The following is a 25527-nucleotide window of genomic DNA, read 5'->3' on the forward strand; positions in this document are numbered from 1 at the left end:
CGATTTTTCCTTTACTAAAAATTCTAAAGTGTTAGAATAAGTATCGTTATGTTAAAAAAGGGGGCAAGATGGATGAAATTATCCGTCAAATGGAAAATTATAGGTATCGTTATTTTAATTGTCGTGATTGGATTAAGTTCCTTAGCTTCAATTAGTTCCATTATTATTATAAACAAAACAGAAGAAAGCGTTGTCGAACAAAGCGAATCGCTTGTAGACCAACTTTCCAATAACGTTACAACAGCACTTGGTATTTATGAAAAAGTATTGCTTACATATGCGGAATCAGATGAAGTCATTACCTATTTCAAAGAAAATGAAGGGTTATTTGACGAAGCAGACAAAACACTTCGTACAGAATTCGCGACATTTATGCATCATTACGGAGAAGCTTCAGGTATTTATTTTGCACAGGCAAATCGTATTTTATTTGAACCACATTTTGATGGCATTCAAGACATCGATGCGACGACTCGTAGTTGGTATATCGATAGCATGGCAAATCCATCCGTTGTTATATGGTCTGATCCCTATGTGGATGCAGCGACAGGTCAATACGCCATTACCGGTTCTAAAGCGGTTTATGTTGGAAATGAAGTGATTGGTGTACTAGGAGTCGATATTTTACTAGAAAGCTTAACTAATATGGTATCCGCAATTGAACTAGGTTATGGAGGCTATCCGTTTATATTAGATGACAACGCTACAGCTGTTGCACACCCTACCCTAGCCGGTGAAAGCCTCGCAAACTATGACTTTGTCCAGCAAATGAACAATACAAATGACACGAATAAATTAGAATCAACCATTGACGGTGAAGATCGAATCATTATTTATCAAAAGATTCCTGATTTAAATTGGACAGTAGGTGCGATTTACACGATTGATCAGTTACAAACGGTCGCGAAAGATATTCAAAAAATTATTTTCATTATTACTATTTTGATTTTAGTCGTCACATTTGTTGTACTATACTTTTTCATTTCACGTATTATTAAACCACTTTATACGCTTGGCACATTAATGGAACGCGTATCAGACGGTGATTTAACCGTACATATTGATGTAAAAAGTCGCGATGAAATCGGTCGCCTCGCACATCATTTTAACGACATGATTCATCATATGAAAAATATTATTCAAGTCGTAAAAAATTCATCAGCTAATGTAGAAGAACGCTCTCATCATTTAAGTGCAATGGCTGAGGAAACAAGCGCATCTGCAATCGAAGTTTCATCCGCTGTCAATGAAATTGCCATCGGTGCGTCAGAATCTTCTATGAATGCAGAAGCGGTGACAGAACAATCTGTAACATTGGCCGAAAAAATCCACAACATAAACGAACGCTCCCACGCTACTGAGGCTATTACTGCTGAAGCTGGCGAATTAAATGAAGGGGGCCGCGAAAAAATGGGGCTACTTCGAACAAGCTTTGCGTATTCAGAACAAGAATTACAACAAATGGGTACAGTCATTACTGCATTAGAGCATAAAATTGGCTCCATTGATTCTATTATGAATACGATTAGTGCCATTTCGGCTCAAACAAACTTACTTGCCTTAAACGCATCGATTGAGGCAGCTCGTGCTGGGGAACACGGGAAAGGGTTTGCTGTTGTAGCCAATGAAGTCCGAAAGCTAGCTGAACAGTCTGCTGACGCAACAGAACAAGTAAAACAGACAATTACACAACTTCAACAGGAGTCACAAATTGTCTCTCAACGCATGAATGATATGCAACAAACATTCAATGAATCGAATGATATTGTTGAAAATACAAGTAGCCTATTTACGAATTTAGCAAATTGTATTGATCGTATTAATGCATCGTTTGTAGCTGTTCACCACGAAATAGATGGTGTCAATCGTTACAAAGATGAAGTGCTACAGACTATTGAAAAAATGGCTGCAAATGCCCAAACATCAGCTGCTGCCTGCCAAGAAGTAAGTGCTACTTCAAATGAGCAACTGACAGCGATTCACTCCGTTGCCGTTGCCTCAGAACAATTAAACAACTTAAGCAACGAACTCGCTACAGCCGTAAGTCGATTTAAGCTATAATTAAAAGGGTGCTTCTCAAAACTGACGAAGCACCCTTATTTATTGGTATTGTTGTGATAATTCACGATACCATTGTAAATCCCCTGTTTTAATGGCTACTACTTTTAACTCGTAAATATCTTCTTCTAACAATTGGACTTCCTCATTTGACCTTAAATAATCTTCCGGAATCCAATATGATAACTTCGACACTTTTGGTGCTTGAATTAAATATTTTTTTTCTATATTATTTGCCTCTAAAATAAAAGCTGGAGTTTGTCGATATGACACCCATTGTCCTACTTCAAACATCTGTCCATTCCTCCTCATTCTACAACCTCATTATTAACTATTCTCAATTTTTATAAAATATAACAATTTCGCATTATCTATTTTTACCATTATGAGACCACGGCATTTAAAATATACATGTCAATCAAAATAGTTTTACCTATTTAGAGAGACACATCTTGGCGGATATCCATGAAACTTATACTTTTGGTTAATATAAAAATCTCCTAGCGTAATAATCTTTTACGTAGGAGATTTTCATTTTATATATTATACATTCAACTTTCTTCATCTATTGGAACAAACCCTGTTTCAACATATGTAATCGCACCTGTATAAGCATTAATCGATTCAATATGTCCGCCTGTTGGAGAATGCGGATAATCTATGCTATACATCAAGCTGTATATATTATTTCCCAAATCTACTCGCTCTACTGTTAGTGCGACATCCACATATTGTTTCACAATAGCATTGGCTTCTTCCAGTGTAATCATCGGTTTTGGTAACTCATTTAATTGCTCGTAAGGAATCGTTGAAATTACCATCGATTGTATATGCCCTGTTTCGTTATGCACAACAATTTCTGATGCTTTTTCCGATAAATAAATCCCTTGATGCTCGTATACGAACCGATACGTTGTGTAGTCATTTTCTACCTCGTCTACATAAAAAGGAGCATAGTTGTATATAGAAGCGGTATTGGGTGTTCGCTCAAACCTATACTTTTCATACGATTCCCCTACTGCATACTTTAATGCCTGACAAGCACGAATAAACGGTTGCTCTACTGTGGATTGTTGCAATGCTTCGTCTATGATTACGTCCCAGTAACGCTCTGCCTCCTGCTCGGTGTATTCCACACTTCCTTCTCTCCCACCAAGTAGTAATATTTCAAGCGGCTCCTCAATATGTACTTCTGGCAATACATCATAGCCAAATCCTATCATTTCAGGCCATTCGCTCATCTTTTTTACGTGTCCGTCTACTCCTACCCCATACATATCGTATGCTGGTACATACACATAATGCCAAGCATTTTCCATATGAATCGCTAACTGCATGAGTGGTTGCTGTAACAAAATAACTTTTGCTTCCTCAGGAGAAATCATCGTTTCTGGATATTGTACGGTATAATGTTCATGCATAAATGTTGCACTTGCTAACGTCCCGTCCCGTTTAATCGACAGCTGAAGACCTGAATTTGGCAGAGCAAGACGGTAGCGCGGCTCCACTTCTTCAAATGTAGCTAAATAATTCGCATCAAAGTCCACAATGACGTCGAGCTTTAAATTACGATTATCCAGCGCTTCCTTTATACGCCAAGCGATTGTCGAAATTTCCTTTGCTTCTATTTCAAATAGTGCATGATTGGGACGTACGATAGCATCCATCATCGCACTGTTTGTTAACGGTACACCTTGCTCCATTAAAGCATCCACATCATAAAAATCAATGCGCTGTAGCTGCCCTTCGTCCATATGTATTTCTCCGACTAATTCACCGCTGATGTCATAAATAAATTGAATCTCATCTTGCTGGACAATTCGAGCAAGTTGCTGATCAACAAAGGGTTGTAACTTTTCTAGCATCTTCTCACTCCTTTCCTCCTAGCATAACACGAGGACAGCCTTTCTTAATATAAAAGGCGATCTCCCCTGATGGAAGATCGCCTCTCAATTAAGCTAACGGGAACGTTAATTCCTGAGGAGGTTGTCCTTGTTTATTCATTAATCGAATACAAGTAGGCTCAATTTCCAGTGTAATCATATCATGTGCATTATCATTGATTAGGCCACGGAGAAAGTTCGTCACTTTTAACTTTAATTCATCGTCTATAAAGTCTGTCACTTTCCCTTCAATTTCGAGATAAGGGGCATCTTCATCTGACTCTGTATACCCAAACAAAATATGAGTATACGGGTTATTTTCGAGGTCCAATACTTTGGATGAATCATCTTCTGTCATCGTATAAAGCTTAAATCCTCTATTCGTAAAAGTCATATAACGTGCATAAGGCTTATCACCTTTTACTGTCACCATTGATCCGATTTTTTTGCTATCTAAAATATCTAAGATTTGCTCTTGTAAATTGTCCATCCGCCTCATCCCTTCTTAATGGAAGTTGATTTCCTCTCGGTTATCTCCACTTTTATTCATAAATCGCAGACGCTCTGGCTCAACCTTTAATAGGACTAAAGAGGACGCATCGCCTAAATAGTCTCCTTTATAATTAGATAAAATGCGCTCTTTCATTTCATCTATATTTGATTCTAATACTTTTCCTTCAATTTCTAAAAAGGTCTCCCCTAGCTCTTCATTTTCATACCCGTATAAAATATGAGTATGAGAATTCTTTCTCAGCTCGTCTAATTTCCCTGAATCTTTTGGAGTTACCGTGTACAAAGTAAACCCATCATTGGAAAATGTCATATAGCGTGAATCTGGTTTACCATTTGACACAGTGGCCATAACACCAACAGAATGCTTCGATAAAATGTCTAATGCTTGATCTCGTAATGAATTGTTCAACAATCCTCTCTCCTTTCACTTGATCATCTATGTATAAAATGCCCTTATACGATGTAATTAAACAAAAGGATGGAGAAAATCATTTTTTATTATGAACGGAAGCTAGTGCTTACCCTAATCACTACAAATAGTTAAAAATAACAATTCAAAATGGAATTAATACCCTATTCGCAAATAAAACGCTAGCGATGGCAATGCCGCTAGCGTTTTTGTATAGTTTTTATAGCTAAACTTCTAGTTATAGCCTTTTTCACGAGCTGCTTTTTCGTCTTGCATTTCCGCTTGCATTGCTGCAACAGACTGTTCTCGTCGTTTATTTTTCGCTTCAATTTGCGCTCGTTCTTCAGGGCTTGCATAGAGCATCGTTTCTTCTGCTGCTTCCATATTTTCCATCGTATTTTTCACCATGGATTGTAAACGCTCGACATTGTTTGAACGGTCATCTGGCTTTGCTTGATATTTGTTTGACATCAATACCCCTCCATCATGTATTTTCAAATGACAGATTTATTGTGGTATTCTGATCAAACTTTATACGCCTCTATTGTTAAAATGTTACCGCAACTTGTCCTATGTACTACTGGGCTAATGCTGGATGCCAATCTTTACATACATCGACTTCCCCTTGTGCATGGCCGTATAGTTTTAATTCATCGACCGTTAATTCGATAGAGGAATTTGAACTGCCGCATGCGGGATGCACTGTTGTAAAACGTTTTAACGACGCATCTACATATACAGGTACGTCTGTTACTAGCCCAAAAGGACAAACGCCACCAATGGAATGTCCCGTCACCTGTAAAACACTGTCTGGATCGAGCATTTTTGCTTTTACCGCAAATGTTTGCTTAAATTTCGCATTGTCTACTTTCGTATCACCCGCTGCAACGACTAAAATCGGTGTATCTTTTCCTTGAAAGCAAAGTGTTTTCGCAATACGTGCTGGATGTACACCAATTGCCTCTGCTGCTTCTTGTACAGATGCTGTGCTTTGGGCATGGACAACGATATCCCCCTCGCGACCAATGTTCGCAAAAAATGCTTGAACCGCTTGTAAACTCATAACTAAAACTCCTTTTATCTAATACCTATTTACATGATATAACCATTATACCGTAAAATAATTATATATTATCGGAACATTCAATTATCTACGCAAATTAACCTTTTGTTCCTTTAGAAGTGAAGAACAGGTGGCTAGCGAAAATACTTTTGGAAAAATTCATTATTCATTTGTCACAAATTTATATCCAAATCCTCTAACAGTTTGTATTCCGCTCCCTTTAGAATATGAATCTCCTATTTTACGCCGTAAAGTACTAATGTGTACAGCCACTGTTTTCGAATCAGCAATCCCATCAAAGCCCCATACTTCATTAATAATTTGCTCACTGCTGACGACTTTATTGGCATTTTCAACTAAATAAAAAAGGAGCTTCTTTTCTTTCGTAAATAAATTGACACGTTCACCATCTTTGTATACCTCTTTTTGATCTAAGTCGATTCGTAAATTATCTAGTTCAATGACCTGCTCATTTATTGTAGTGCCTTTTCTGCGTAACTGTGCTTGGACACGGGCAACAACCTCTTTTGGAATAAATGGTTTTGTAATATAATCATCGCCGCCAACTTCAAACCCTTGTAATTTTTGTTCGATATAATGATGAATCGTCACAAAAATAATAATGGTATCGAACTGCTTACGGATTTTCTTTGCAAAATCAAATCCATTTCCATCTGGTAAATTAACATCAAGCAAAATAAGATCGATAGGCGTTTCACATAATTGTTTTTCACCAGCTGCTAACGTTGTAGCGGTGTACACTTCAAATCCTGCATTTTTCAAATAGAGTACGAGCACTTCATTAATATCCCAGTCATCTTCAATGATTAATATTTTATTCATACTTCACCTCCCACTCGTGGTTAAGTAGTAGGATCTCACCTCACTTTTTTGTTTACTTCATTAATCATTCTTTAAAGTCTATTATAATATTTTCTATGTATTATTTATCATAATTTTACAAATAATTAAAATATCTTTGCATTCTACTAAAAAATAAGCTAGGTTTCATATGAACCTAGCTTATTTTGGCATTCACATCCTCCTCAATACAGAGGTAGAATTACTATCTTTCTTCATGTTGATACGCAATTTGTTTTTGTGTATCTAAGTACATTTGCTTGGATTGCTCGAGATCTAGCTTCATTTTGTCTGTTTCCACTTTGAATGTTTCTAGTCGAAGCTGTTCTAGTTCGATTTCTTTTTCTAGCATTTTTACTTGTATTTTCGCCTGTCCTCGGCGATGCGCTGTAATAATCGCTGTTAATGGGATAGATGCTACCGCTATCATCGTCACCATCACAATGAGAAAATCAATCATTTTCTACACCTCTAATCCGTAATTCACTACTAAAAACTTATACAAATTATACCAATAATGTTCTTCAAAGTCTTTAGTAAACCGCTTGTTAATTTTGAATAAAGCTTAAATGATGGAGTGGCCATACGACTACATCGACCGTACCGATAATTTGTTCTCGAGGTACAAAACCTACACGTTCATTCCGACTATCCATACTACTCTTACGATTGTCGCCGAGTACAAAATAACATTCTTCTGGTACTATTTCTTCCTCTAAGCACTCCTGTAAATTAAAGTCTTCCGTAAGTATATCCTCATCGGCTAAAGCTACTTTATGTCCTTCCAAATAATGCTCTTCAAACTTCTCGCCATTAATAAACAGCTCATCATTTTTATATTCAATATGATCACCAGGTAAGCCAATAATTCGTTTAATATAATTTGTGTCCTCATCTACTCGAAAAACAATGACATCAAAACGGTCATATTGGGATATTTTTGGACCAATTTTATTGACAATAACACGATCCCCACTGTTAATTGTCGGTAGCATAGAGGCACCATCAACGAGAATAGGTGTACAAATAAAATAACGCAAGACAACTGTCAGCAAAATCGCCGCGCCTATCGCGTTCAACCAACTGATTATTTCCTTTTTTATCATGTTCTTGTCCAAAAAAATCCCCCCTCTACCATTTCGGTACTCAGCCAAACTAGCGATCTCTCACAATACGTTATGCACTAGACAAAGGCGCTACAGCAAATGCACCTCAAAAATAGTGTATACTATATATTATTCCACTTACTTCTTTGGCAAAACAATTGCTAAAAATTCTCTATCGTCTAGTTGTTCTTGTATTATAGCCCTATTCCCTCTTATTTCAACTACTTGTTAGTAATTTCGCAACTTATTAACTAAAAATAGTTTCCAGTATTATGACTATAGCGATACAGAACAGCACATAGTTTACAGCATAGCTTTTTATCCGTTGGAACGACATATGCCATACAGTCTCTTTTATTGTTAATACTTTAAAAACAGCATGTCCCTTTATTTCTTGCATGACCGACACTAACCAGCTATTTAACATATAGTAGGATAACATCAGTAACGTCATATCGGCCCATAATGGCAAGATGAAATACAAAGGAATGGTTATCCCTACTAACTGTACATATCCCCAACGATAACGCTTATTACGAATTAATGTCTTTAGCATCAGCTCCGACGTCGCATCATTTGACCGTTTAAACAGCCTTCCTTTAAAAAAACGCGGCGCTTTTAATGTATGCTTTTCAGGCATTAAACTTCCTAGCTCTGGGTTCACCATGAAAATGCGCGCTTGCCATCGATAATACGCCTCTCGTTCCACACTAATATACTGGTCAAAATAGTGATTCGAGCGAATATGGTTCTTTTCGTAATAGACGATACAGCTAAAGATGAACAATATCGTGATGGATACAGTACTAAAGCTCGCATAAACAACCATCCCTGTTAGCCCTGCTCCGACGAGTAGTTGAACAATCGCTTTTATCCACTTATAAAAATGAAAAGACTTACTCACTAAAAAGTACAGCATCATACTGCAAACGATTTGACCAATTGCAAGTGTCGTAAATTGATAATGATGTACTAACAATGGTAAAAGTGCTAATAAACAAAGGCCCATATAAACAGCTTGTATGAACATCGAATACATAAAAGCACTTCGCTTTAACTGACGGAATGTCCGTTGATGTTGCAATAAAAACAGCCGATCCGCTGCCTCTTCAAATGTCCGCAAGTACCCCACACTTGCTAGTAACAGAAGTAAAAAAATAAAGGGAATAGCTGGCACATAATGAAAGAAGCCATACGCTCCGTTCAATATTGTTTCCTTATACAAGAAAAAGAGAAAGGCTCCAAATGGAAGGAACAAATACAAATAAGTTGTCCAATCTGCAATACTACTGAATATTTTCCGATGAAATCGCCATTGCTGTAAAAGACGGATTTTAAATAATGCCATCTGTCACACCTGCAATCAGCTCATCAAAGATGTCTAGCAATGGCTGCCCTTCATATTGCTGCAATGCTTGAAGTGCCCCTTGCTTTAAAATAGCGCCGTCATGCATACAAATAAAGCCGTCACAAATTTTTTCAGCCGTATCCAGAGCATGTGTCGACATTAGTATCGCAGCCCCACGACCTTTGTAGTCCTCGATCAGTTCAATGAGTTTTCGTATCGCTTGCGGGTCAAGCCCCATAAACGGCTCATCTAAAATATACAATTCATATATTGGCGTTAAGGCTAACACAAGCATCACTTTTTGCTGCATCCCTTTTGAGAAATGAATCGGATAGTCATGCAATTTATCCTCTAAACGAAATGCCTTACATAATGCTTTTGCCTGTTGTTTTAATTCGTTCTCCTCTTGACCAACCGTGCGGATTAATAAATCAATGTGCTCCCACAATGTGTAATATTCATATAGTATCGGGCGCTCGGGTACGTAGCCATATGTATCGATTTGAATATCTCCCTGAAAATAAGGAATCGTCCCCATCATTGATTGGATTGTCGTACTTTTCCCAGCGCCATTCGCCCCAATCAACCCGATTAATTGACCAGGTGGTAGCGAAAATTCGATATTATTTATAACAGGTTTTCCTTGCGTATATCCAGCTTCTTTAATGTGTATTGAAATCATGCATCATCCCTCTCTCTTATTTTGTTCTACGATTCAGCGAGAAAATAGTTTCATTTTGTTGCCTTAAAATAGTAAAGAGGTACGTCTCTTGTCCTTAAGAGATGCACCCCTTCTGCTCGTTTACCGCGCCTATTTTCCTTACTAATATTTATTTCAGCAAACTTACGAATAAATAGAAAGCAGTCCCCCATATAAACAGGGCGGATAGTTTATTAAATAATGTAAATACAACAGTCGATATTTGCATTTTCTTTAGTAACGCCCCTGTCAGCATAAGACCAAAAAACCATAGCCAAGAAATCAAAATACAGGCGAAGATAAATAACGACTGCTCTTGTCCACTGTATTTCACCGCATTTGTACCAATCACACCAATTGTATCTAGCAAGGCATGTGGGTTTAGCAAGGAAACGGATAATGCGAAAACGACTTGCTTTTTGATCGGTAATGCCTCTTTATCGTCCAACGCTGTGACATTTGAACGCCAAATGACAAAGCCCATATAAATTAAAAATATAATCCCCCCGATTAGCAATACGAAACGAAGCCATTCGAATTGTAACACGATGATAGATAATCCTAAGCTCGCTAACATAATTAAAATCGTATCACAAATGGCCGCAGTTACCGCAGCTGGTAATGCTCTTATTACGGTCGGTTGCATCACCCCTTGTGTAAATACGAATACATTTTGAACACCTAAAGGTAAAATGAGTCCAAAGGCTAAAATAATGCCATGTAGTATCGGTTCCATCTTTTCAACTCCTATTCTTTTCTATCGTATCTATGATATAACTACAATAAAAGGTCCAATTGGTTGGTTATTTACCCACCCAATTTAAAGGAGGGTTAAAATGCATTGGAAACCCGATCGTACGTTGTCTATTAGTCTATCTAAGCAAATTGTTCAGTGGATTACCGAAAACATACAAAATGGCGAGTGGCCGAGTGGGACGAAGCTACCGACTCAAAGACAGTTAGCCGTCATGCTTGGGGTCAATCGTAGTACGATCCAAGAAGCAATGGATGAATTAAAAGCAGATGGAATTATCTCTTCCAAAATAGGTTCGAGCACATATGTGTCCAACGCTTCCTGGAACATGCTAGTCAAACAAAAACAGCCGAATTGGCAAAAATATATTGAAGCAAGTATTCATAAACCAAATTACCAAACAATCCAAGTCATTAATGCGTGTGAACAAGACGATTCGATTATTCGTCTTAGTACAGGTGAATTAGCGCCAAGCTTACTACCTACTGCAAAAATCCAATCTTCCTTGCAGCAATTGCAGTTAGATGGTAGAGCGATTGGCTATTCCTCTCCGCAAGGAAGCCTACACTTACGAGAAGCACTTTGTCAGTATTTAAAAAAGCGCAGAATTATAGCATCTCCTGACAATATTTGTATCGTTTCTGGTGGATTGCAGGCACTGCAGCTGATTGCAGTTGGCTTATTAGAGACAGGCTCTATCGTGTTTCAAGATCCCTTTTCTTATTTGAATTCAATTCATCCATTCCAATCTTTTGGCATGGACTTACAAAGTATAGAGCTATCAAATCGAAATACAACAGCTCTCGAAAAAAGACGCGGGCGACGTCAAAGCATTTATTATGCTATCCCTACCTTACATAACCCAACAGGGGCTATTTGGTCTATGGAAGAAAAACAATCATTTTATGACATGTGCAAAACATTACATTTACCAATCATTGAGGATGACGTCTATTTTGAACTGGCCTTTGAAGAACTTACCCCACCTTTAAAAGCAATTGACACAGCAGGGCATGTACTCTATCTAGGTAGTATGTCTAAAACATTAAGCCCGGGGTTACGCATTGGCTGGGTTGTCGCACCATCCCCGGTCATTAAAAGATTAGCCGATATAAAAATGCAGATGGATTATGGCTCCAGTGCCTTTTCACAAGAAATTGTGACCCATTGGTTAACGACAGGGCTATATGAGCAACACATACAGGAACTAAAAGTAGAATTGAGACGGCGAGCGGTACTAATGGAAGGATTGTTGAAGCAATACTTTACAGATATCGCCTCTTGGCAATCGCCAAAAGGCGGATTTTATATATGGATTCGGTTTCATCAGCCGATTGTTACGACCGACTTTTTCTTTCAGCTATTAAAACAAAAAGTGCTCATTAATCCCGGCTATATTTACGAACCAAAAGATACGCATCATATTCGCCTCTCCTATGCTTACGCCTCCGATAGTGAATTACAGTCAGGGCTTCACATTTTATATGAAGAAGCGATGGGTAAGATGAGGGAGTGTTAGATACCCTTTCATAAAAGCAATCGACATTTCATTTTCTTTAAGAAGGTAAGCGTAAATATGAGTATCTACGATTGGTTGCTATGAAATAATAGAATGCGTGCAATATCTCACACTAATGAAAATATGCACGCATTTTAAATCTTCTTTATGTAAATTATTATAAAATATTCAATACGAACTGTAATTTGTTTTTCTTTTGAGTTTCAGATCATAAACAGTCGATACACTATTTATAAATTTTTAGCGGAAAATGCTAGTATCGCCCTCTAATACTTACTTCAAATATTGCTCGATTCGTTCAATGACGGTTATATAATAAGAGACGAGATGTAGTACAAAATCCTTTTTCCCTATTATTTTATTCATCGTAATTTGCTCTCCAACAAGCCCTACTTCAAATCCTGTCACCTCACTTGATAATAGCTTGTCTTGCCAAAATCCTTTAATATGAGTAAACGGCACTTTTACAATTCCCCCTACTTCCTCTAGTTGCACGTTAAACTGCTCAAATGCCCCATTCCGCATATACAGAAATACATTCGTCGATAAAGTTCGCCTTTTTCATACAGGACGGGATTACACCTAATGAAAGGCGATTTTGGAATTTCACTTCAATGCCAAGCTCTTCATGTAATTCTCTCACCTCATCTTCTACCGTTTCGTCAAACACTTTCTATCATAAAGAACATTTTTCATTTTTAGCGAGAGTGTTTGGAAAATATTTCGTTATAGTAGATAGAAGAATAAAAAGGAGGAAAAACATGGTTGATTTTATCCAACGACTACAACAACACGAAGAAAAAGCACTCCGTTATGTAGTCCAGCAGTATTTAGGGTATATCAAAGCAATCGCGCATAAAATTTTAGGCGACAGTTTCGGACATATGCTAGTCGAAGAATGTGCAAATGATGTATTTTTGCTCATTTGGCAAAAGTGTCATCAATTTGAGGGAGATGAAACAGATTTTAAAAAGTGGCTTGGTATAATCGTAAAATATAAAGCAATCGAACTCTATCGAAAACAGCAAAAATATCAAGATACCGTTTCAATCGAGCAGGCACCTCCACAAATTTCGCAAGACAATATTGAAATACATTTGGAAAAGTCATTTGAAAAAGAAATATTGCTAATTGAAGTACTGCATTTGCCCCCTTCAGAGCGTGAATTATTTTTAATGAAATATTATTTGGATTACACAAATGGCGAAATCGCTGACATTTTACATATTTCCAAAGCCGCAGTTGAAAACCGGCTTTATCGTGGAAAGAAAAAGCTAGCGAAAAATCCAAAGTTAAAGGAGTGTTTATCTTGAAAGGCGAAAAAGATTTTTTGCGTATCGATATTGATGAAATTGAATCTTTTGACGTGTCAAATCATGAGGTAAAAACCGTCATTCAACATGTTTTACGAGAACCTAAAAAGGTCTACCGTGTATCTAAATGGGGGGTGGCGGCTGTACTAGCAATTGGCATTGGCTCTATTAGTATATTATCGATACCTACGATCGCATCAAAACTGCCAATCATTGAACAGCTTTTATCGTACTTTTCAGAAGACAAAAAACTCGTTCTCTTTAACGACTATGCAACTGCATTCGGACAAACCGCCGAAAGCAACGGCATGACAATGAAAATAGAAGATGCTGTTTACGACGGTTATTTAGTTTCCATTGCCTTTTCTATCGAATCTGAAAAACCTTTAGATGATTTACAATTCGTGAAAAGTATACCTAAAATCACTGGTCATGAGTTGTATAAAGCGGAAGAGCATATGCAAAAGGTAGATGAAAATACGTATATTGGCTTTTTAACCTATGAAGTAGCAGATTCCGCAGCACAAAACTCATCTATCGAATTAACTTGGTCGCCTAAAGGCTTTTACGATAACCATTATAATTCGGTCATTTCTGGTGACTGGACATTTTCTTTCGAACTGAACAAACTCGATTTACAGGAAACAATCGTCGATAAAACAATTACAAGTGGCGTGCGAGATATTGTCATTGATCGCATTGCTTCTACAGGCTATACAACCATTATCTATTTTAGCGGTGACATAGATTTTATGACTGAATTCATCTTCTTAAATGTGAAAGATAATTTAGGAAATGATTATCAATTTGCGCCTACCCATGGGCAAATGGTTACGAATGATTTTCTTACTGGAACCGTACCGATTTTTGGCTTAGATCAAAACGCCTCTTCCCTACTTGTGACACCGACCATTTACACAATGACGGAAAATAAGCCCTTAACAAAAGAAGAGACTCTTGGAACAGTAGAAGTTCCATTAAAATAGAAGCTATGCATGTAATAGCACTATCGTTTTCTACATCTTTGTCGAAGGATTAAATATAATGGAATACTATTGGAACGTTACAACATGTACTATAAGGAGGCTCATTCAATTTGGAGGGGTTTGAAATCTTCATTTATATTTGTTTAGTAACTGCAATTGCATTCTTTATTGTTGCGATGCTTCTAAAAAGGAAAAAGAACGATCAATTCATCGGTACAATATTCCTGTCTTTCCTTTTAATTAGCGTAACTATCGTAATCATCAGCTTTTTTATTGGTGGTTGGAGTGGTATGGGGATTGGATTGATGGGTCTCTCTATTTTTATCGGTACTATTATTGGCATTGTTCTAACAAGCTTGCTGCAACTTTTTAAAATAACCTAAATTTCATCTAAGGAAACTATGTAAGCTGGCTCATACTAGTGGTGGGCTTGCTACCAAAGGCTAAGTACATTTCTACTACGGCTGACGTGTAAGATTACGGTGTTCCATCACCACTCCGTATCCAGTGCATCTGCGCTCCTTTTATGTCCAAACGAGGATTTGGGAGAGGTTTATAATTCAATTAATATAGTTAACTTCAAATGAATTACAATTATTTAGTAATATAGCATTTATTTGATACTAGAACTTCCGTGTATTTCAAACGTATTAAAGTAAAGTTAGTATTTTTAATTAGGGGATGAATGGATGGTTAGAAAAAGAGGAACGTACCAAATAAAAATTCTTGATAAGCAGCTTATTTGTGTATTTTGTCAGAATGATGAATTTCAGCATCGTGAGGTTTATATGGATTTAAGCCCTTTAGGTGAAACAGTAACGGAGCAACTTACATTGCAATCATTTTCCTGTACGTCATGTGGCGATATCCGAATGTTTGAAGAAAAGAATCGCTTCGACCATACGTTACAAAAACATGTATCGATTATTGAATATATGGAAGTGATAAAAGAATGAGTGGTACAGATGAACATTTACTCCCCCAAAAAAGTCGCATCACGATTTTTGATGAGCCTATTATTTGTAGTTTTTGTACACATGATGTGTTTATTCCTTATGAAGTGTATGTAAATGTTGAACAGCCAGGTATCGGTGTACGTCATGTTCGTTATATAGCAATTTGTCAGCATTGTGGGCAAGCGAAACAATTTGGCGATCCAAGCCATTATGATGCTGAAAAAAATACTTATATTTGGGCATTGAATCAGTATTTAATTTCGATTAAAAATAGAAATTATAAGATTAAAATTTTGTTGTATGTTGGAAAAAGAAACGATGATAAAATAACCTCTTTTATAAATAAGCTTGCTGAACATTTTAATATAGAAGTAGAAAATATAAGTAATTTAAAAGGTGGAGCAGTACTTCAAATAAAGATATCTAGTTTTAATGATAGACAAACAATTAGGTCTACAATCATGTATAGTGCGAAGTTGCTAAATGTAACGATTAAGGACCTAACTATTAAATAAGAATATGTAAGCAATATTTATTTTAAATTGAAGTTCCTTGTTCTGTTAAGAATATAATATTTTCAGGATTGCCGAAGTGGGCATAACCTCTTTTTAAGAAATAATTAAATAAGCAAACCTCAAAACATCAAGTTGATCTTAGCGAAATAATGTGCCATGTTACACTAAAAATAAAGTAACAGGTTATTACAACAAACTTTGTAAAAGTGCCCAAACATGCTTTGGGTGCTTTTTTTCAACTAACGTAACCAACTTAGTTGAATAATGAACAAGAATGTATTGTAAAATAATGTGAGAAACGTCATGTATAATAGAGGCTCATAAAGAAAGTTGTATGAAAAATAGCCGATACAAATTGAAGACTTAGGAGATGTGTTAATTTGGCTTATATTCACGATTTTGGAATAATTGAATGTATTGAAAAAGATAAAGATTATATTGGTTATGAACCTGAAAAATATAATTGCATAGGTGTAGATGGTGATTGAGAAAAAGTATTGTAAAGAGATGTGGAACTTGTACATTGCCCTAGAAAATGATGAAATTCATGAAGATGAATTTTATAATGTTATTAAAAAAGCAACCGATGAGTATTACAAGCTTAATGATGAGTTGAGAGAGTTATTAGAAACATATTTTGTTACTATCTATACTGATTTGATTGAAGTAGTTGAAGATTAATCATTCTTATTCAACTATCGAAAGCTTTAGTGAAACAAGGATTTATATCGTATACATAAATAAACCTAATAACGTTCCCAAATGAAACCGCTTTGGGTGCTTTTTTTACTAACGAAGCAGTAAAGTTAAAAATTGGACTTTTCTTGTAGAAATATAGAACTGGATAAAAATACAGAGGGGAGAGAATTAAATGGAGTTATACATTGAACATTATGTTACAATCCTACTCTTAATTTCATTTGTTTTTTTTTATGCTATTACATCGTGGTTTGCTGGAACAATTGAACCTTATAGAGATTTACTAATAACTATTGCAGTCGTTCACTTTGTTATGTCAAAACTGATAACTATAAAAAAGAATGAAGAGAAACAAGGGGAATAGTTATTGAACTAACGGAGGCTTTAGTACAACAAAGATTTATAAAATATACACGCAAATCAGAAGTAACGTTCCCAAATGAAAGCTAGGAAGTACAAAAAGAGCCGTGAAACACTATTAATTCAACGTTTCATGGCTCTTCCTATGAACATCATTTATACCACTTTTTATGCAAAATCGACAAAAATCAATCATGGCAACGGTTGATAACCATTTTGAGCGATGTTACATAAGCTTATTTAATGAATAACTTTATGGTCATATATTGAACATAATGCCCTCTTATTAGTTTAGTCTATCTAACTAAAGGAATGAGCTTTCTCATTCGGAAATCTGTAAAAGCACCTAACACTCTACAATTATCGCAATGTCATTCCCATAAAGTCACGCATCTCTACGCTTAATTCATTTAATTGCTCAATAATCGTGCTGAAATCTTGTACAAGTGTGGCTTGTTCAGATGTCGCTTGATTAATTTGGGATAAATTCTCACGTAATGTATGTAAGTTCGAATTAATATTTTTCAGTGCATCTTCAATATTTTGAGTCGCTGATGACGTTTGAGAAGACAGCTTCCGCACCTCTTGCGCCACAATATTAAACCCTGCACCGTGTACCCCTGCACGGGCTGCTTCAATAGATGCATTTAGTCCAAGTAAATTCGTTTGATTGGAAATATTTTTAATTAAATCTGTAATACCGTTAGAGCGTTCTGCATCTTCTCGTACTTGCTCAGCCTGAATATTGATTTCATGTGTTGTGGCAGCTAACTGCTGAGAATGCGATGCAATCGTATGCACTTTGTCGTGTAAATTATTAATAATCCCGTTCATGGATTGCATATAGCCTTCAAGCTTTAGCTTATTTTCAATCGGTACACCAAAGCCAACTGCCCCTATAACTTTTGTGCCTTCTTTAATCGGAAACGCATAGGCATTAAACTCTACGCCGTATACTTCTTTACCAACGATTACATCTGGCTTTTGACCACGCAGTGCTAACACTAAATTTTGATCATCCGCGTTCATTTTTTGCCCTGCTTGATAACCTACATTGATTTTCCCACTCGGTAAATATGCTTGCACAATTTCATCTCGATCTACGACAACCATTGTCGCCTCACCCTTCATTGCTTCATGTAAATATGGCAACGCTATCGCTAACGCTTGTACTTTATCCATCGTAAATCCCCCGAATATTTTTTTTATTTAGAATTTTAATTTTACCTAATTTTACGGATGAATAAAATAGCTTTTGGATATATGTTACATTTTTGTACTTAACTCAAGGGATATTCGGTCCATAGATAGCAGCAACTTAATCATTATGCTAGCTATAGCATAAAAGTTAATGAAAAAATGAGTATCGAAAGAACATTCTCTCGGTACTCATTTTGACTGCGACTACCAAATAGGTGACCAAGTTGTTAAAAATTGTATTGTTCGCTCCCTGCCAATGCTAATTAATTGTTGCTTCGTTTCTTCATCCAGATCAAACTGTGTCGCACTATAGTTTTCAACTGGAATAAAAATAATATTTTTTTCATGCTTTCTTGAAATATAGCGTTTATCATGTGCATCTTTCATCGTCGCAAAAAGTCCTTCGAATAGCTCAATGGCATTGTCAATTGTTTGTGGTGGCATTTCTTCGCTATTATGGCTTAACTTCATGCCAAGTACGGGGCGCTCTTTATGGCCATTATCATAAATCCACATTGGAAAATTACTTAGTACGCCTCCATCTACAATGACCGATTCCCCCTTTCCATTTTTTAAATACACAGGCTCAAAGAAAAAAGGAATGCCACAGCTCATACGTAACGCACGGGAAATAGGGAATTTCTTACTATCAATACCGTATTTTTTTAAGTCATCTGGCAACACAATCATGCGTCCATTTGTTAAATCAGAAGCTACAAGCTTTAAAGCGCCACGTTGTAAATCTCCAAATGTATATACACCTTTTGTCGCCAGTTTTTGATAAAACCACTTTTCTAATGTCTTGCCGCGATACAGCCCTAATCGCCTATATAAGTTAATCCACTTAAAAAAAGGAATGTTGAAAAATAATTTAGGTGGATCAAGTAATGTGCTTACATCTAGTTCATCTAGAATCCCTTCAATTTCTTTTACACTAAAACCCGCTGCAATGAAGCTTGCTAAAATCGCACCTGCACTTGTACCTGCCACTCGCTGAAATTGTATACCACGCTCTTCTAACACTTGAAGAGCGCCTACATAAGCAAACCCTTTAATACCGCCACCGGAGAACACACCATCCACAATCATTTACGTCTCCCTCTCCGTTCTTTTTTCTAGTATAAGAACGCTACATGCTATATGTTCCACCTATTCCGTTATAAGAGTCGTTACGTTGCTGATTAAATGCTTTCTATACTGAACAAAACACCTACCATCTGGCGCTAAATAGAAAAAAACAGCTTACAAAGTTTGTAAGCTGTTTCACTTTATTTCTTATTACTCAATGCCTTGTGTCCATTCTTTCACTTTTTCTGCATTGGCATTGATCCAATCTGTTGCTGCTTCTTCAGGATTCTTACCACCGTTAATGGCTAACATGACTTCTTCAATATCTTCAGCCGTCCAGTTAAACGCATCTAACACTTTATATGCATCAGGTGCATCTTCCTCTAAGCCTTGACGTACAAATGTATTGATTGTTTCTTCTCCACCGAATACACCTTGTGGATCTTCTAAATATTTCAGGTCGTATGAAGCGAATTTCCAGTGTGGAGACCAGCCTGTTACAATAATTTCCTCTTCATTTGCAATCGCTTGATCTAATGCTACTGTCATGGCACCCGATGAAGAAGGTAAAAGCTCCCAATTTGCAAGATTCGGATAGTTTCCAATCGCTGCCTCTGTTGCACTCATGACACCCGCACCTGCTTCAATTCCTGTAATCGTTGAACCAGCCTCAGTCGTTAAATCTTCAATGGAGTTGACATCCATATAGCTTGGCACAACTAATCCAATTTTTGCACCTGTTAAGTTTTCACCTAAGTGCACTAAATTTTCTCCATATTTATCTAATTGAGCCGCATGTGTTGCCGGTAACCAACCCGCTACCATTGCATCGGCCTCTCCTTTTGAAACAGCTTCCCACATAATGGCATTATCTAATGGTGTTAGTGTCACATCATACCCAATATTTTCAAGCACTTGCCCAATTACATGCGTTGACGCAATTTCTGTATCCCATTCTACATACGCTAAATTAACTTCTCCAAGCTTTTCCTCTGTTGTTGCTTCATCTTCTGCACATGCTCCAAGTACCATACTTACCCCTAAAGCTGTTGCTGCAAATGGTAATTTCTTTTTCATTTTTCTAATCCCCTTTAAAACGATTTTTTCTTATTGAAACTTTGTGTTAGTCGGTCTGCAATAATCGCAAAAATAACTAAGCTTAATCCTGCGACAAATCCATTCCCGACCTGTGCTCGTTGAAGTGCTGATAACACTTCACGCCCAAGCCCCGGCGCACCAATCATAGAAGCAATGACAACCATGGATAAGGACAGTAATACCGTCTGGTTAATCCCTGCCATAATAGTAGACTTCGCTAGAGGAAGCTCTACTTTGAAAAGCTTCTGCTTCCCTGTACTACCATAAGAATCTGCTGCTTCAACAAGCTCTTTTGGTACTTGGCGAATGCCTAAATTCGTAAAGCGTACAGTTGGTGGTAAAGCAAAAATAACCGATGCAAACACACCCGGTACAACGCCGATTCCAAAAAACGCAACTGCCGGAATTAAATACACAAATCCTGGCATTGTTTGCATAAAATCAAGAATTGGCTTAATGATGCCTTCAGCCACTTTACTTTTAGACATAAGTATCCCAATTGGAACACCTAGAATAATTGCGATAATACTCGCAAATAAAACGAGCGTAATCGTATTCATCAATTGATTCCATAAATCTTGGTTATAAATAAATAGCAAACCAATGACAGAAAATAACGGCAAACCGAAAAGTTTACGTGTTGCAATATAAGCTAATAATGCAATGAGTAATATAAATAAAATCGGTGGGATAGCAGCAAGTAAGCCTGTAAGTCCTTCCATTAAAAATGTGCCACTAGATTGAAGAGACTTAAAGAAACTCGCAAATGTGTCCGTTAACACGTCCATCATTGTTTCTACTGTATCTGCTACTGGGATTGCTGGAATTTGATTAAGCATTAGACGTCACCTCCTCACTTGATGAAGCAAGTGATTCGATAATAACGCCTCGAATTAAAACCCCTCGTAACTTTCCTTGATCGACAACGGCGATTGGTGTAGGACTGTCGGAAATAATCGGCAGCACTTCTTGAATTAACGTTGTTGGCTCCACACAAGGCATATCCTCTTTTACAAAAGGTAGAACCGATTTCTCCCCTTTTTTCGCAGCCTCAAGTGCATCACTTGCGGTAATATAGCCTTTGAATTGACGTTTCTTGTCGACTGCAATTAGCACACTAATTTCCTCTTCACGCATACGCTGAAGCGCTACTTTAGGTCCATCACTTTCAATATTCACGGTCATTGGACGCACCATAACACTTTCAACTGTTAATACTTTCGAACGGTCAACATCCTCTAAGAATGTACGAACATAGTTATTCGCAGGGTTTGTTAAAATTTCTTCCCCTGTCCCTATTTGCATGATTTTCCCGTCTTTCATAATGGCAATACGGTCACCAATACGAAGTGCTTCGTTTAAATCATGTGTAATAAATATAATCGTTTTCTGTACTCTTGCTTGAAGCTCTAATAATTCGTCTTGCATATCTTTTCGAATTAACGGATCGAGGGCAGAAAAAGCTTCATCCATTAATAAAATCTCTGGATCATTCGCAAGTGCTCGCGCTAGTCCTACACGTTGCTGCATTCCACCAGACAATTGACTTGGGTATTGGTCTTTAAACGCTAATAACCCCGCATTTTGTAAAGCTTTTTCTGCTTTCAATCTTCTTTCTTCCTTAGCCAATCCACGTACTTCTAACCCATACTCTGTGTTTTCAAGAATCGTACGGTGCGGAAATAACCCGAAATTTTGGAATACCATACTCATCTTTTCACGGCGTACCGCTTGTAATTGCTTTTTATTCATTGTTGAAATATTCTCGTTATCTATGAAAATATCACCACTTGTCGGTTCTATTAAACGGTTTAATAAACGAATTAACGTCGATTTCCCACTACCAGACAACCCCATGATGACAAAAATTTCACCTTCATTAACAGTAAAGTTTGCATCATAAACACCAACTGTAGCACCTGTTTTTTCGAGTATTTCTGTTTTACCCTTTCCTTGCTCTACAAGTTTAAGAGCTTGAGAAGTATGCTTCCCAAAGATTTTGGTGACATGCTCAACTCGAATCTTTTCCATTTTTTCACTTCCAATTTCTATAAAAATTCCCTATAAGTACTTCGACTCATAGTAACAACTTAATGGTAACGTAAAGTTGTTACTTATGTCAATATAACTTTCTTACATAAAAACTAACTTAATCGATGAAAAGGTTTTCATAATCAAGCAAAATACGGACCTATCAAGATTTCAATTTTTTAAATTAAATAGTGAATAGCATGTAATAGAACTGTAATGATTCCTACATTTAGGTGTATCACCAAAATTCAAGATTGGTATTTATATATTGTGCATTTTAATGTTCTAGCATAACGATTGACTTTAAAAATCAGCCTAGTTTTGTTTTGCTCGCGTCGGAGGGTTTTGATCGGATGCAGTGACTTTTTGCTCGGATACGGTAGGATTTTGCTCGCACTGGAAGTTTTGACCGGATACAGCGGCTTTTTGCTCAGGTAGCTGTAGCTTTTTGATCTTTCAGTGTCGACAGTTTGAGGATGATTTATATAACTACACTCCCCCTCTCTGTTCCGTGTACTAAACATAATTTATTTATAAAACATCAACCATAAGTTACGGTAATAACTCATTTTAAAAATCTATAAAATATTACATAATATTCTAATTATTCCACCTTTTCTTCCCCTTACCTCAACTGACCCTTTCATTTACTATAAAACTGACTATTTTAAAAAGTTCAGATAATTTTATAATAAGCTCATACTAACATTAAGGAGTGTTACAAAAATGTCTATTTTAACAGGGTCAGAGGTTGTAAAACGCGGGATGGCATTAATGCAAAAAGGCGGTGTCATTATGGATGTCGTCAATGCAGAGCAAGCTAAAATTGCAGAAGCAGCTGGTGCGGTAGCCGTTATGGCATTGGAGCGTGTGCCTTCTGATATACGAGCGGCTGGTGGGGTTGCACGTATGGCAGATCCACGTATTGTAGAGGAAGTCATGGGCGCTGTGTCCATTCCGGTTATGGCAAAAGCACGTATCGGTCATATTGTAGAGGCACGTGTATTAGAGGCAATGGGTGTGGATTATATCGATGAAAGTGAAGTATTGACACCAGCCGATGAGGAATTCCATTTACTAAAAAGTCAATACACAGTGCCATTTGTATGTGGTTGCCGTGATTTAGGCGAAGCAGCACGACGCATCGGAGAAGGCGCGGCAATGCTTCGAACAAAAGGAGAGCCAGGTACAGGTAATATTGTGGAGGCAGTTCGACATTTACGTAAAGTAAATGCACAAGTACGTGCTGTCGTTGCAATGAATGAAGACGAATTAATGACAGAGGCGAAAAATCTAGGTGCTCCATTTGAAGTACTACTAGCTATTAAACAAGCAGGTCGCTTACCAGTTGTAAACTTTGCGGCAGGTGGGGTTGCGACGCCAGCCGATGCTGCGCTTATGATGGAACTCGGAGCAGATGGTGTATTTGTCGGGTCAGGTATTTTCAAAGCAGAAAATCCTGAAAAATTCGCGCGTGCTATTGTCCAAGCAACAACACACTACCAAGATTACAAGCTAATTGCAGAAGTTTCAAAGGAAATTGGCGTGCCAATGAAAGGGATTGAAATCCGCCAGTTAGCACAAAGCGAGCGTATGCAGGAGCGTGGCTGGTAATGAAGATTGGTGTACTTGCTTTACAAGGTGCCGTGACAGAGCATATAAAAGCAATTGAAGCTTGCGGTAGTGAGGCTGTCCCCATTAAAACAGCCGCGCAATTACAGGACATCGACGGACTGTTATTGCCAGGTGGCGAAAGTACAGCGATGCGCCGCTTAATTGACTATGCGAATATGCTCCCTGCCCTCCAACAATTTGCTGAAAACAAGCCAGTATTTGGCACATGTGCCGGACTTATTCTACTCGCTTCTTCTGTGGAAGAGGAAGAAGCACACATTGGACAGATGCGCATCACGGCTCGTCGCAACGCATTCGGTCGTCAAATTGATAGCTTCGAGACACCTATAGCAATTCAAGGCGTAAGCGACCATTTCCCTGCTGTCTTTATTCGCGCACCTAAAATTGCTGCTGTTGAAGAACAGGTGGAAGTGCTTGCTGTATTAGACGGCGATATCGTCTGTGCTCGTGACCGTCACCTCCTTGCTTGTTCGTTCCATCCAGAACTAACAACGGACCTGTCGTTAATGAACTATTTTATTGATATGTGTAAATAAAAATTTTCTAAGCTACCAATGATAAAACCCGTACTTTGATGAAAATCATCTCAAAATACGGGTTTGTGTATGTGATAGAATATAGTTAACATGTTTATACAAAACAACGGACTTCATCTTTTGATTAGTTTGTACATAATGGTTTGCATCACACTTTGAGGTAATAACTTAGAAGATAACAACAATAGCTTATATCTAATATTCGGAACAATCATGCTCTTTTTAGCATGTATTCCTTTAAATATAGCAATGGCTATACTTTCAGCAGGAACCCCCATTATATTGACCAAGTTATTAAGGCCTGTCATCGAATTTGTATATGCAAACGCTGTTTTTGTCGGACCAGGACACACTGCCGTCACAATAATATCTCCCTGTTTGTTTAACTCTGTATGTAAAGCTTGGGAAAAATTCAATACAAACGCTTTTGTTCCACTATAAATCGCCATTTGTGGCGTTGGAATTGGACCAGAAATAGAAGATATATTCACTATTCGGCCATACTGTTGTTTAATCATTTCCTGTACAAAGTAGTATGTCATTTCCGTCAAAGCTGCAATATTTAATTGAATCATATATTGTTGTTTTTCAATCGGTAGCTCTTGAAAAGGACCTTCTAAACCAACGCCCACATTATTTACAAGAATATTAACCGTTCGATTAGTGGAACAAATAAAATTATAGATTTTCTTGGCTGCCCCCGGTTCCGATAAATCTTGGGAAATTGTAGTGACCGTAGTATATGCTTTGAGTTGATTATAAACATTATCTAACTTTTCTTCATTTCGGGCTACAAGAATCAGGGAATATTTATTCATGGCAAATTGTTTTGCTATTTCAAATCCAATCCCTTCACTCGCACCTGTAATTAAAACCGTTCTATTTTCCAAAATACTAGCCCTCCAAAATTACTATG

General features: G+C 37.3%; 30 protein-coding genes. 10 read left to right on the top strand and 20 right to left on the bottom strand.

Going from position 1 to position 25527, the window contains the following annotated elements; genetic code table 11:
- The first annotated feature begins 72 nt into the window (after positions 1-72).
- Positions 73-2061: a methyl-accepting chemotaxis protein gene (locus AAGS61_RS07665; RefSeq protein WP_391369654.1), complete on the top strand. Its 1989-nt coding sequence runs from the start codon at positions 73-75 to the stop codon at positions 2059-2061.
- A 39-nt stretch (positions 2062-2100) separates the two neighbouring features.
- On the opposite strand, the gene AAGS61_RS07670 is transcribed toward AAGS61_RS07665, so the two are convergent.
- From AAGS61_RS07670 to AAGS61_RS07725, 12 genes are all read right to left on the bottom strand, one after another.
- The gene (locus AAGS61_RS07670) at positions 2101-2352 is read right to left on the bottom strand and encodes a hypothetical protein (RefSeq protein ID WP_391369657.1); all 252 of its coding nucleotides are present in this window, start codon (positions 2350-2352) and stop codon (positions 2101-2103) included.
- A gap of 257 nt (positions 2353-2609) precedes the next feature.
- Positions 2610-3923 (bottom strand): hypothetical protein, encoded by a 1314-nt coding sequence (locus AAGS61_RS07675; RefSeq protein ID WP_391369660.1) that lies wholly within the window; start codon positions 3921-3923, stop codon positions 2610-2612.
- A gap of 88 nt (positions 3924-4011) precedes the next feature.
- Positions 4012-4431, bottom strand: coding sequence for a pyridoxamine 5'-phosphate oxidase family protein (locus AAGS61_RS07680; RefSeq protein WP_391369662.1), 420 nt, complete (start codon positions 4429-4431; stop codon positions 4012-4014).
- 15 nt (positions 4432-4446) lie between these two features.
- Entirely contained in the window at positions 4447-4863 is a 417-nt protein-coding gene (locus AAGS61_RS07685) for a pyridoxamine 5'-phosphate oxidase family protein (RefSeq protein ID WP_391369665.1), read from the bottom strand.
- A gap of 234 nt (positions 4864-5097) precedes the next feature.
- A complete protein-coding gene (tlp, locus tag AAGS61_RS07690; RefSeq protein ID WP_391369668.1) occupies positions 5098-5334 on the bottom strand; it encodes a small acid-soluble spore protein Tlp in 237 nt (78 codons plus the stop codon).
- Positions 5335-5440: 106 nt separating this feature from the next.
- Positions 5441-5926: a YbaK/EbsC family protein gene (locus AAGS61_RS07695; protein WP_391369671.1), complete on the bottom strand. Its 486-nt coding sequence runs from the start codon at positions 5924-5926 to the stop codon at positions 5441-5443.
- A 162-nt stretch (positions 5927-6088) separates the two neighbouring features.
- The gene (locus tag AAGS61_RS07700) at positions 6089-6769 is read right to left on the bottom strand and encodes a response regulator transcription factor (protein ID WP_391369674.1); all 681 of its coding nucleotides are present in this window, start codon (positions 6767-6769) and stop codon (positions 6089-6091) included.
- 223 nt (positions 6770-6992) lie between these two features.
- Positions 6993-7247 carry a hypothetical protein gene (locus tag AAGS61_RS07705; RefSeq protein ID WP_391369677.1) on the bottom strand — a complete coding sequence of 85 codons (255 nt, stop codon included), beginning with the start codon at positions 7245-7247 and terminating at the stop codon, positions 6993-6995.
- An 88-nt stretch (positions 7248-7335) separates the two neighbouring features.
- The gene (gene lepB / locus AAGS61_RS07710) at positions 7336-7905 is read right to left on the bottom strand and encodes a signal peptidase I (RefSeq protein WP_391369680.1); all 570 of its coding nucleotides are present in this window, start codon (positions 7903-7905) and stop codon (positions 7336-7338) included.
- Positions 7906-8140: 235 nt separating this feature from the next.
- Positions 8141-9241 carry an ABC transporter permease gene (locus AAGS61_RS07715; protein WP_391369682.1) on the bottom strand — a complete coding sequence of 367 codons (1101 nt, stop codon included), beginning with the start codon at positions 9239-9241 and terminating at the stop codon, positions 8141-8143.
- The gene (locus tag AAGS61_RS07720) at positions 9228-9923 is read right to left on the bottom strand and encodes an ABC transporter ATP-binding protein (protein WP_391369684.1); all 696 of its coding nucleotides are present in this window, start codon (positions 9921-9923) and stop codon (positions 9228-9230) included. Before AAGS61_RS07720 ends, AAGS61_RS07715 begins: the two co-directional genes overlap by 14 nt.
- A gap of 148 nt (positions 9924-10071) precedes the next feature.
- A complete protein-coding gene (locus tag AAGS61_RS07725) occupies positions 10072-10677 on the bottom strand; it encodes a LysE/ArgO family amino acid transporter (RefSeq protein ID WP_391369687.1) in 606 nt (201 codons plus the stop codon).
- A 100-nt stretch (positions 10678-10777) separates the two neighbouring features.
- On the opposite strand from AAGS61_RS07725, the gene AAGS61_RS07730 reads away from it, so the two are divergent.
- Positions 10778-12214, top strand: a complete 1437-nt coding sequence (locus AAGS61_RS07730) for a PLP-dependent aminotransferase family protein (protein ID WP_391369690.1) — start codon at positions 10778-10780, stop codon at positions 12212-12214.
- A 273-nt stretch (positions 12215-12487) separates the two neighbouring features.
- Here AAGS61_RS07730 and AAGS61_RS07735 read toward each other — a convergent pair whose 3' ends face one another.
- A complete protein-coding gene (locus tag AAGS61_RS07735) occupies positions 12488-12739 on the bottom strand; it encodes a hypothetical protein (RefSeq protein ID WP_391369693.1) in 252 nt (83 codons plus the stop codon).
- Positions 12720-12857 (bottom strand): hypothetical protein, encoded by a 138-nt coding sequence (locus tag AAGS61_RS07740; RefSeq protein WP_391369695.1) that lies wholly within the window; start codon positions 12855-12857, stop codon positions 12720-12722. Before AAGS61_RS07740 ends, AAGS61_RS07735 begins: the two co-directional genes overlap by 20 nt.
- Positions 12858-12975: 118 nt before the next feature.
- Between AAGS61_RS07740 and AAGS61_RS07745 the strand changes: the two genes are divergently transcribed.
- The 6 genes from AAGS61_RS07745 (at position 12976) to AAGS61_RS07770 (ending at position 16665) form a co-directional block, all read left to right on the top strand.
- Positions 12976-13527: a sigma-70 family RNA polymerase sigma factor gene (locus tag AAGS61_RS07745; protein ID WP_391369698.1), complete on the top strand. Its 552-nt coding sequence runs from the start codon at positions 12976-12978 to the stop codon at positions 13525-13527.
- Positions 13524-14513 carry a DUF4179 domain-containing protein gene (locus tag AAGS61_RS07750; protein ID WP_391369701.1) on the top strand — a complete coding sequence of 330 codons (990 nt, stop codon included), beginning with the start codon at positions 13524-13526 and terminating at the stop codon, positions 14511-14513. Before AAGS61_RS07745 ends, AAGS61_RS07750 begins: the two co-directional genes overlap by 4 nt.
- A gap of 110 nt (positions 14514-14623) precedes the next feature.
- Positions 14624-14896, top strand: coding sequence for a YesK family protein (locus AAGS61_RS07755; RefSeq protein ID WP_391369704.1), 273 nt, complete (start codon positions 14624-14626; stop codon positions 14894-14896).
- A 306-nt stretch (positions 14897-15202) separates the two neighbouring features.
- The gene (locus AAGS61_RS07760; RefSeq protein WP_391369707.1) at positions 15203-15469 is read left to right on the top strand and encodes a hypothetical protein; all 267 of its coding nucleotides are present in this window, start codon (positions 15203-15205) and stop codon (positions 15467-15469) included.
- Positions 15466-15984 (top strand): hypothetical protein, encoded by a 519-nt coding sequence (locus tag AAGS61_RS07765; RefSeq protein WP_391369710.1) that lies wholly within the window; start codon positions 15466-15468, stop codon positions 15982-15984. Before AAGS61_RS07760 ends, AAGS61_RS07765 begins: the two co-directional genes overlap by 4 nt.
- A gap of 480 nt (positions 15985-16464) precedes the next feature.
- Positions 16465-16665, top strand: a complete 201-nt coding sequence (locus AAGS61_RS07770) for a hypothetical protein (protein WP_391369713.1) — start codon at positions 16465-16467, stop codon at positions 16663-16665.
- 738 nt (positions 16666-17403) lie between these two features.
- Here the strand turns inward: AAGS61_RS07770 and AAGS61_RS07775 are convergent.
- The 5 genes from AAGS61_RS07775 to AAGS61_RS07795 all read right to left on the bottom strand — a co-directional run bounded on the left by AAGS61_RS07775 (position 17404) and on the right by AAGS61_RS07795 (position 22440).
- Positions 17404-18225 carry a methyl-accepting chemotaxis protein gene (locus AAGS61_RS07775; RefSeq protein ID WP_391369716.1) on the bottom strand — a complete coding sequence of 274 codons (822 nt, stop codon included), beginning with the start codon at positions 18223-18225 and terminating at the stop codon, positions 17404-17406.
- Positions 18226-18447: 222 nt separating this feature from the next.
- Complete coding sequence (locus AAGS61_RS07780; protein WP_391369719.1) at positions 18448-19332, bottom strand: patatin-like phospholipase family protein; 885 nt, start codon at positions 19330-19332, stop codon at positions 18448-18450.
- 189 nt (positions 19333-19521) lie between these two features.
- Positions 19522-20388, bottom strand: coding sequence for a glycine betaine ABC transporter substrate-binding protein (locus AAGS61_RS07785; RefSeq protein WP_391369722.1), 867 nt, complete (start codon positions 20386-20388; stop codon positions 19522-19524).
- Between the two features lie 14 nt (positions 20389-20402).
- Entirely contained in the window at positions 20403-21248 is an 846-nt protein-coding gene (locus AAGS61_RS07790) for an ABC transporter permease (RefSeq protein ID WP_391369724.1), read from the bottom strand.
- Positions 21241-22440: a quaternary amine ABC transporter ATP-binding protein gene (locus AAGS61_RS07795; protein ID WP_391369726.1), complete on the bottom strand. Its 1200-nt coding sequence runs from the start codon at positions 22438-22440 to the stop codon at positions 21241-21243. Before AAGS61_RS07795 ends, AAGS61_RS07790 begins: the two co-directional genes overlap by 8 nt.
- A gap of 726 nt (positions 22441-23166) precedes the next feature.
- Between AAGS61_RS07795 and pdxS the strand changes: the two genes are divergently transcribed.
- Together pdxS and pdxT are read left to right on the top strand one after the other, a co-directional pair.
- Entirely contained in the window at positions 23167-24054 is an 888-nt protein-coding gene (gene pdxS / locus AAGS61_RS07800; protein ID WP_391369729.1) for a pyridoxal 5'-phosphate synthase lyase subunit PdxS, read from the top strand.
- Positions 24054-24611 (top strand): pyridoxal 5'-phosphate synthase glutaminase subunit PdxT, encoded by a 558-nt coding sequence (gene pdxT / locus AAGS61_RS07805; protein ID WP_391369732.1) that lies wholly within the window; start codon positions 24054-24056, stop codon positions 24609-24611. Before pdxS ends, pdxT begins: the two co-directional genes overlap by 1 nt.
- Before the next feature lie 113 nt (positions 24612-24724).
- On the opposite strand, the gene AAGS61_RS07810 is transcribed toward pdxT, so the two are convergent.
- On the bottom strand, positions 24725-25501 hold the full coding sequence (locus tag AAGS61_RS07810) for an SDR family NAD(P)-dependent oxidoreductase (protein ID WP_391369735.1): 777 nt from the start codon (positions 25499-25501) through the stop codon (positions 24725-24727).
- Positions 25502-25527: the final 26 nt, after the last annotated feature.

Source organism: Lysinibacillus sp. KU-BSD001 (assembly GCF_042920265.1).
GTDB lineage: Bacteria > Bacillota > Bacilli > Bacillales_A > Planococcaceae > Lysinibacillus_B.

Coding starts and splice junctions, on each gene's coding strand:
- AAGS61_RS07665 (WP_391369654.1), top strand. CDS start 73: ATGAAATTATCCGTCAAATGGAAAATTATAGGTATCGTTATTTTAATT.
- AAGS61_RS07670 (WP_391369657.1), bottom strand. CDS start 2,352: ATGTTTGAAGTAGGACAATGGGTGTCATATCGACAAACTCCAGCTTTT.
- AAGS61_RS07675 (WP_391369660.1), bottom strand. CDS start 3,923: ATGCTAGAAAAGTTACAACCCTTTGTTGATCAGCAACTTGCTCGAATT.
- AAGS61_RS07680 (WP_391369662.1), bottom strand. CDS start 4,431: ATGGACAATTTACAAGAGCAAATCTTAGATATTTTAGATAGCAAAAAA.
- tlp (WP_391369668.1), bottom strand. CDS start 5,334: ATGTCAAACAAATATCAAGCAAAGCCAGATGACCGTTCAAACAATGTC.
- AAGS61_RS07695 (WP_391369671.1), bottom strand. CDS start 5,926: ATGAGTTTACAAGCGGTTCAAGCATTTTTTGCGAACATTGGTCGCGAG.
- AAGS61_RS07700 (WP_391369674.1), bottom strand. CDS start 6,769: ATGAATAAAATATTAATCATTGAAGATGACTGGGATATTAATGAAGTG.
- AAGS61_RS07705 (WP_391369677.1), bottom strand. CDS start 7,247: ATGATTGATTTTCTCATTGTGATGGTGACGATGATAGCGGTAGCATCT.
- AAGS61_RS07715 (WP_391369682.1), bottom strand. CDS start 9,241: ATGGCATTATTTAAAATCCGTCTTTTACAGCAATGGCGATTTCATCGG.
- AAGS61_RS07720 (WP_391369684.1), bottom strand. CDS start 9,923: ATGATTTCAATACACATTAAAGAAGCTGGATATACGCAAGGAAAACCT.
- AAGS61_RS07725 (WP_391369687.1), bottom strand. CDS start 10,677: ATGGAACCGATACTACATGGCATTATTTTAGCCTTTGGACTCATTTTA.
- AAGS61_RS07730 (WP_391369690.1), top strand. CDS start 10,778: ATGCATTGGAAACCCGATCGTACGTTGTCTATTAGTCTATCTAAGCAA.
- AAGS61_RS07735 (WP_391369693.1), bottom strand. CDS start 12,739: ATGCGGAATGGGGCATTTGAGCAGTTTAACGTGCAACTAGAGGAAGTA.
- AAGS61_RS07745 (WP_391369698.1), top strand. CDS start 12,976: ATGGTTGATTTTATCCAACGACTACAACAACACGAAGAAAAAGCACTC.
- AAGS61_RS07760 (WP_391369707.1), top strand. CDS start 15,203: ATGGTTAGAAAAAGAGGAACGTACCAAATAAAAATTCTTGATAAGCAG.
- AAGS61_RS07765 (WP_391369710.1), top strand. CDS start 15,466: ATGAGTGGTACAGATGAACATTTACTCCCCCAAAAAAGTCGCATCACG.
- AAGS61_RS07775 (WP_391369716.1), bottom strand. CDS start 18,225: ATGGATAAAGTACAAGCGTTAGCGATAGCGTTGCCATATTTACATGAA.
- AAGS61_RS07780 (WP_391369719.1), bottom strand. CDS start 19,332: ATGATTGTGGATGGTGTGTTCTCCGGTGGCGGTATTAAAGGGTTTGCT.
- AAGS61_RS07785 (WP_391369722.1), bottom strand. CDS start 20,388: ATGAAAAAGAAATTACCATTTGCAGCAACAGCTTTAGGGGTAAGTATG.
- AAGS61_RS07790 (WP_391369724.1), bottom strand. CDS start 21,248: ATGCTTAATCAAATTCCAGCAATCCCAGTAGCAGATACAGTAGAAACA.
- AAGS61_RS07795 (WP_391369726.1), bottom strand. CDS start 22,440: ATGGAAAAGATTCGAGTTGAGCATGTCACCAAAATCTTTGGGAAGCAT.
- pdxS (WP_391369729.1), top strand. CDS start 23,167: ATGTCTATTTTAACAGGGTCAGAGGTTGTAAAACGCGGGATGGCATTA.
- pdxT (WP_391369732.1), top strand. CDS start 24,054: ATGAAGATTGGTGTACTTGCTTTACAAGGTGCCGTGACAGAGCATATA.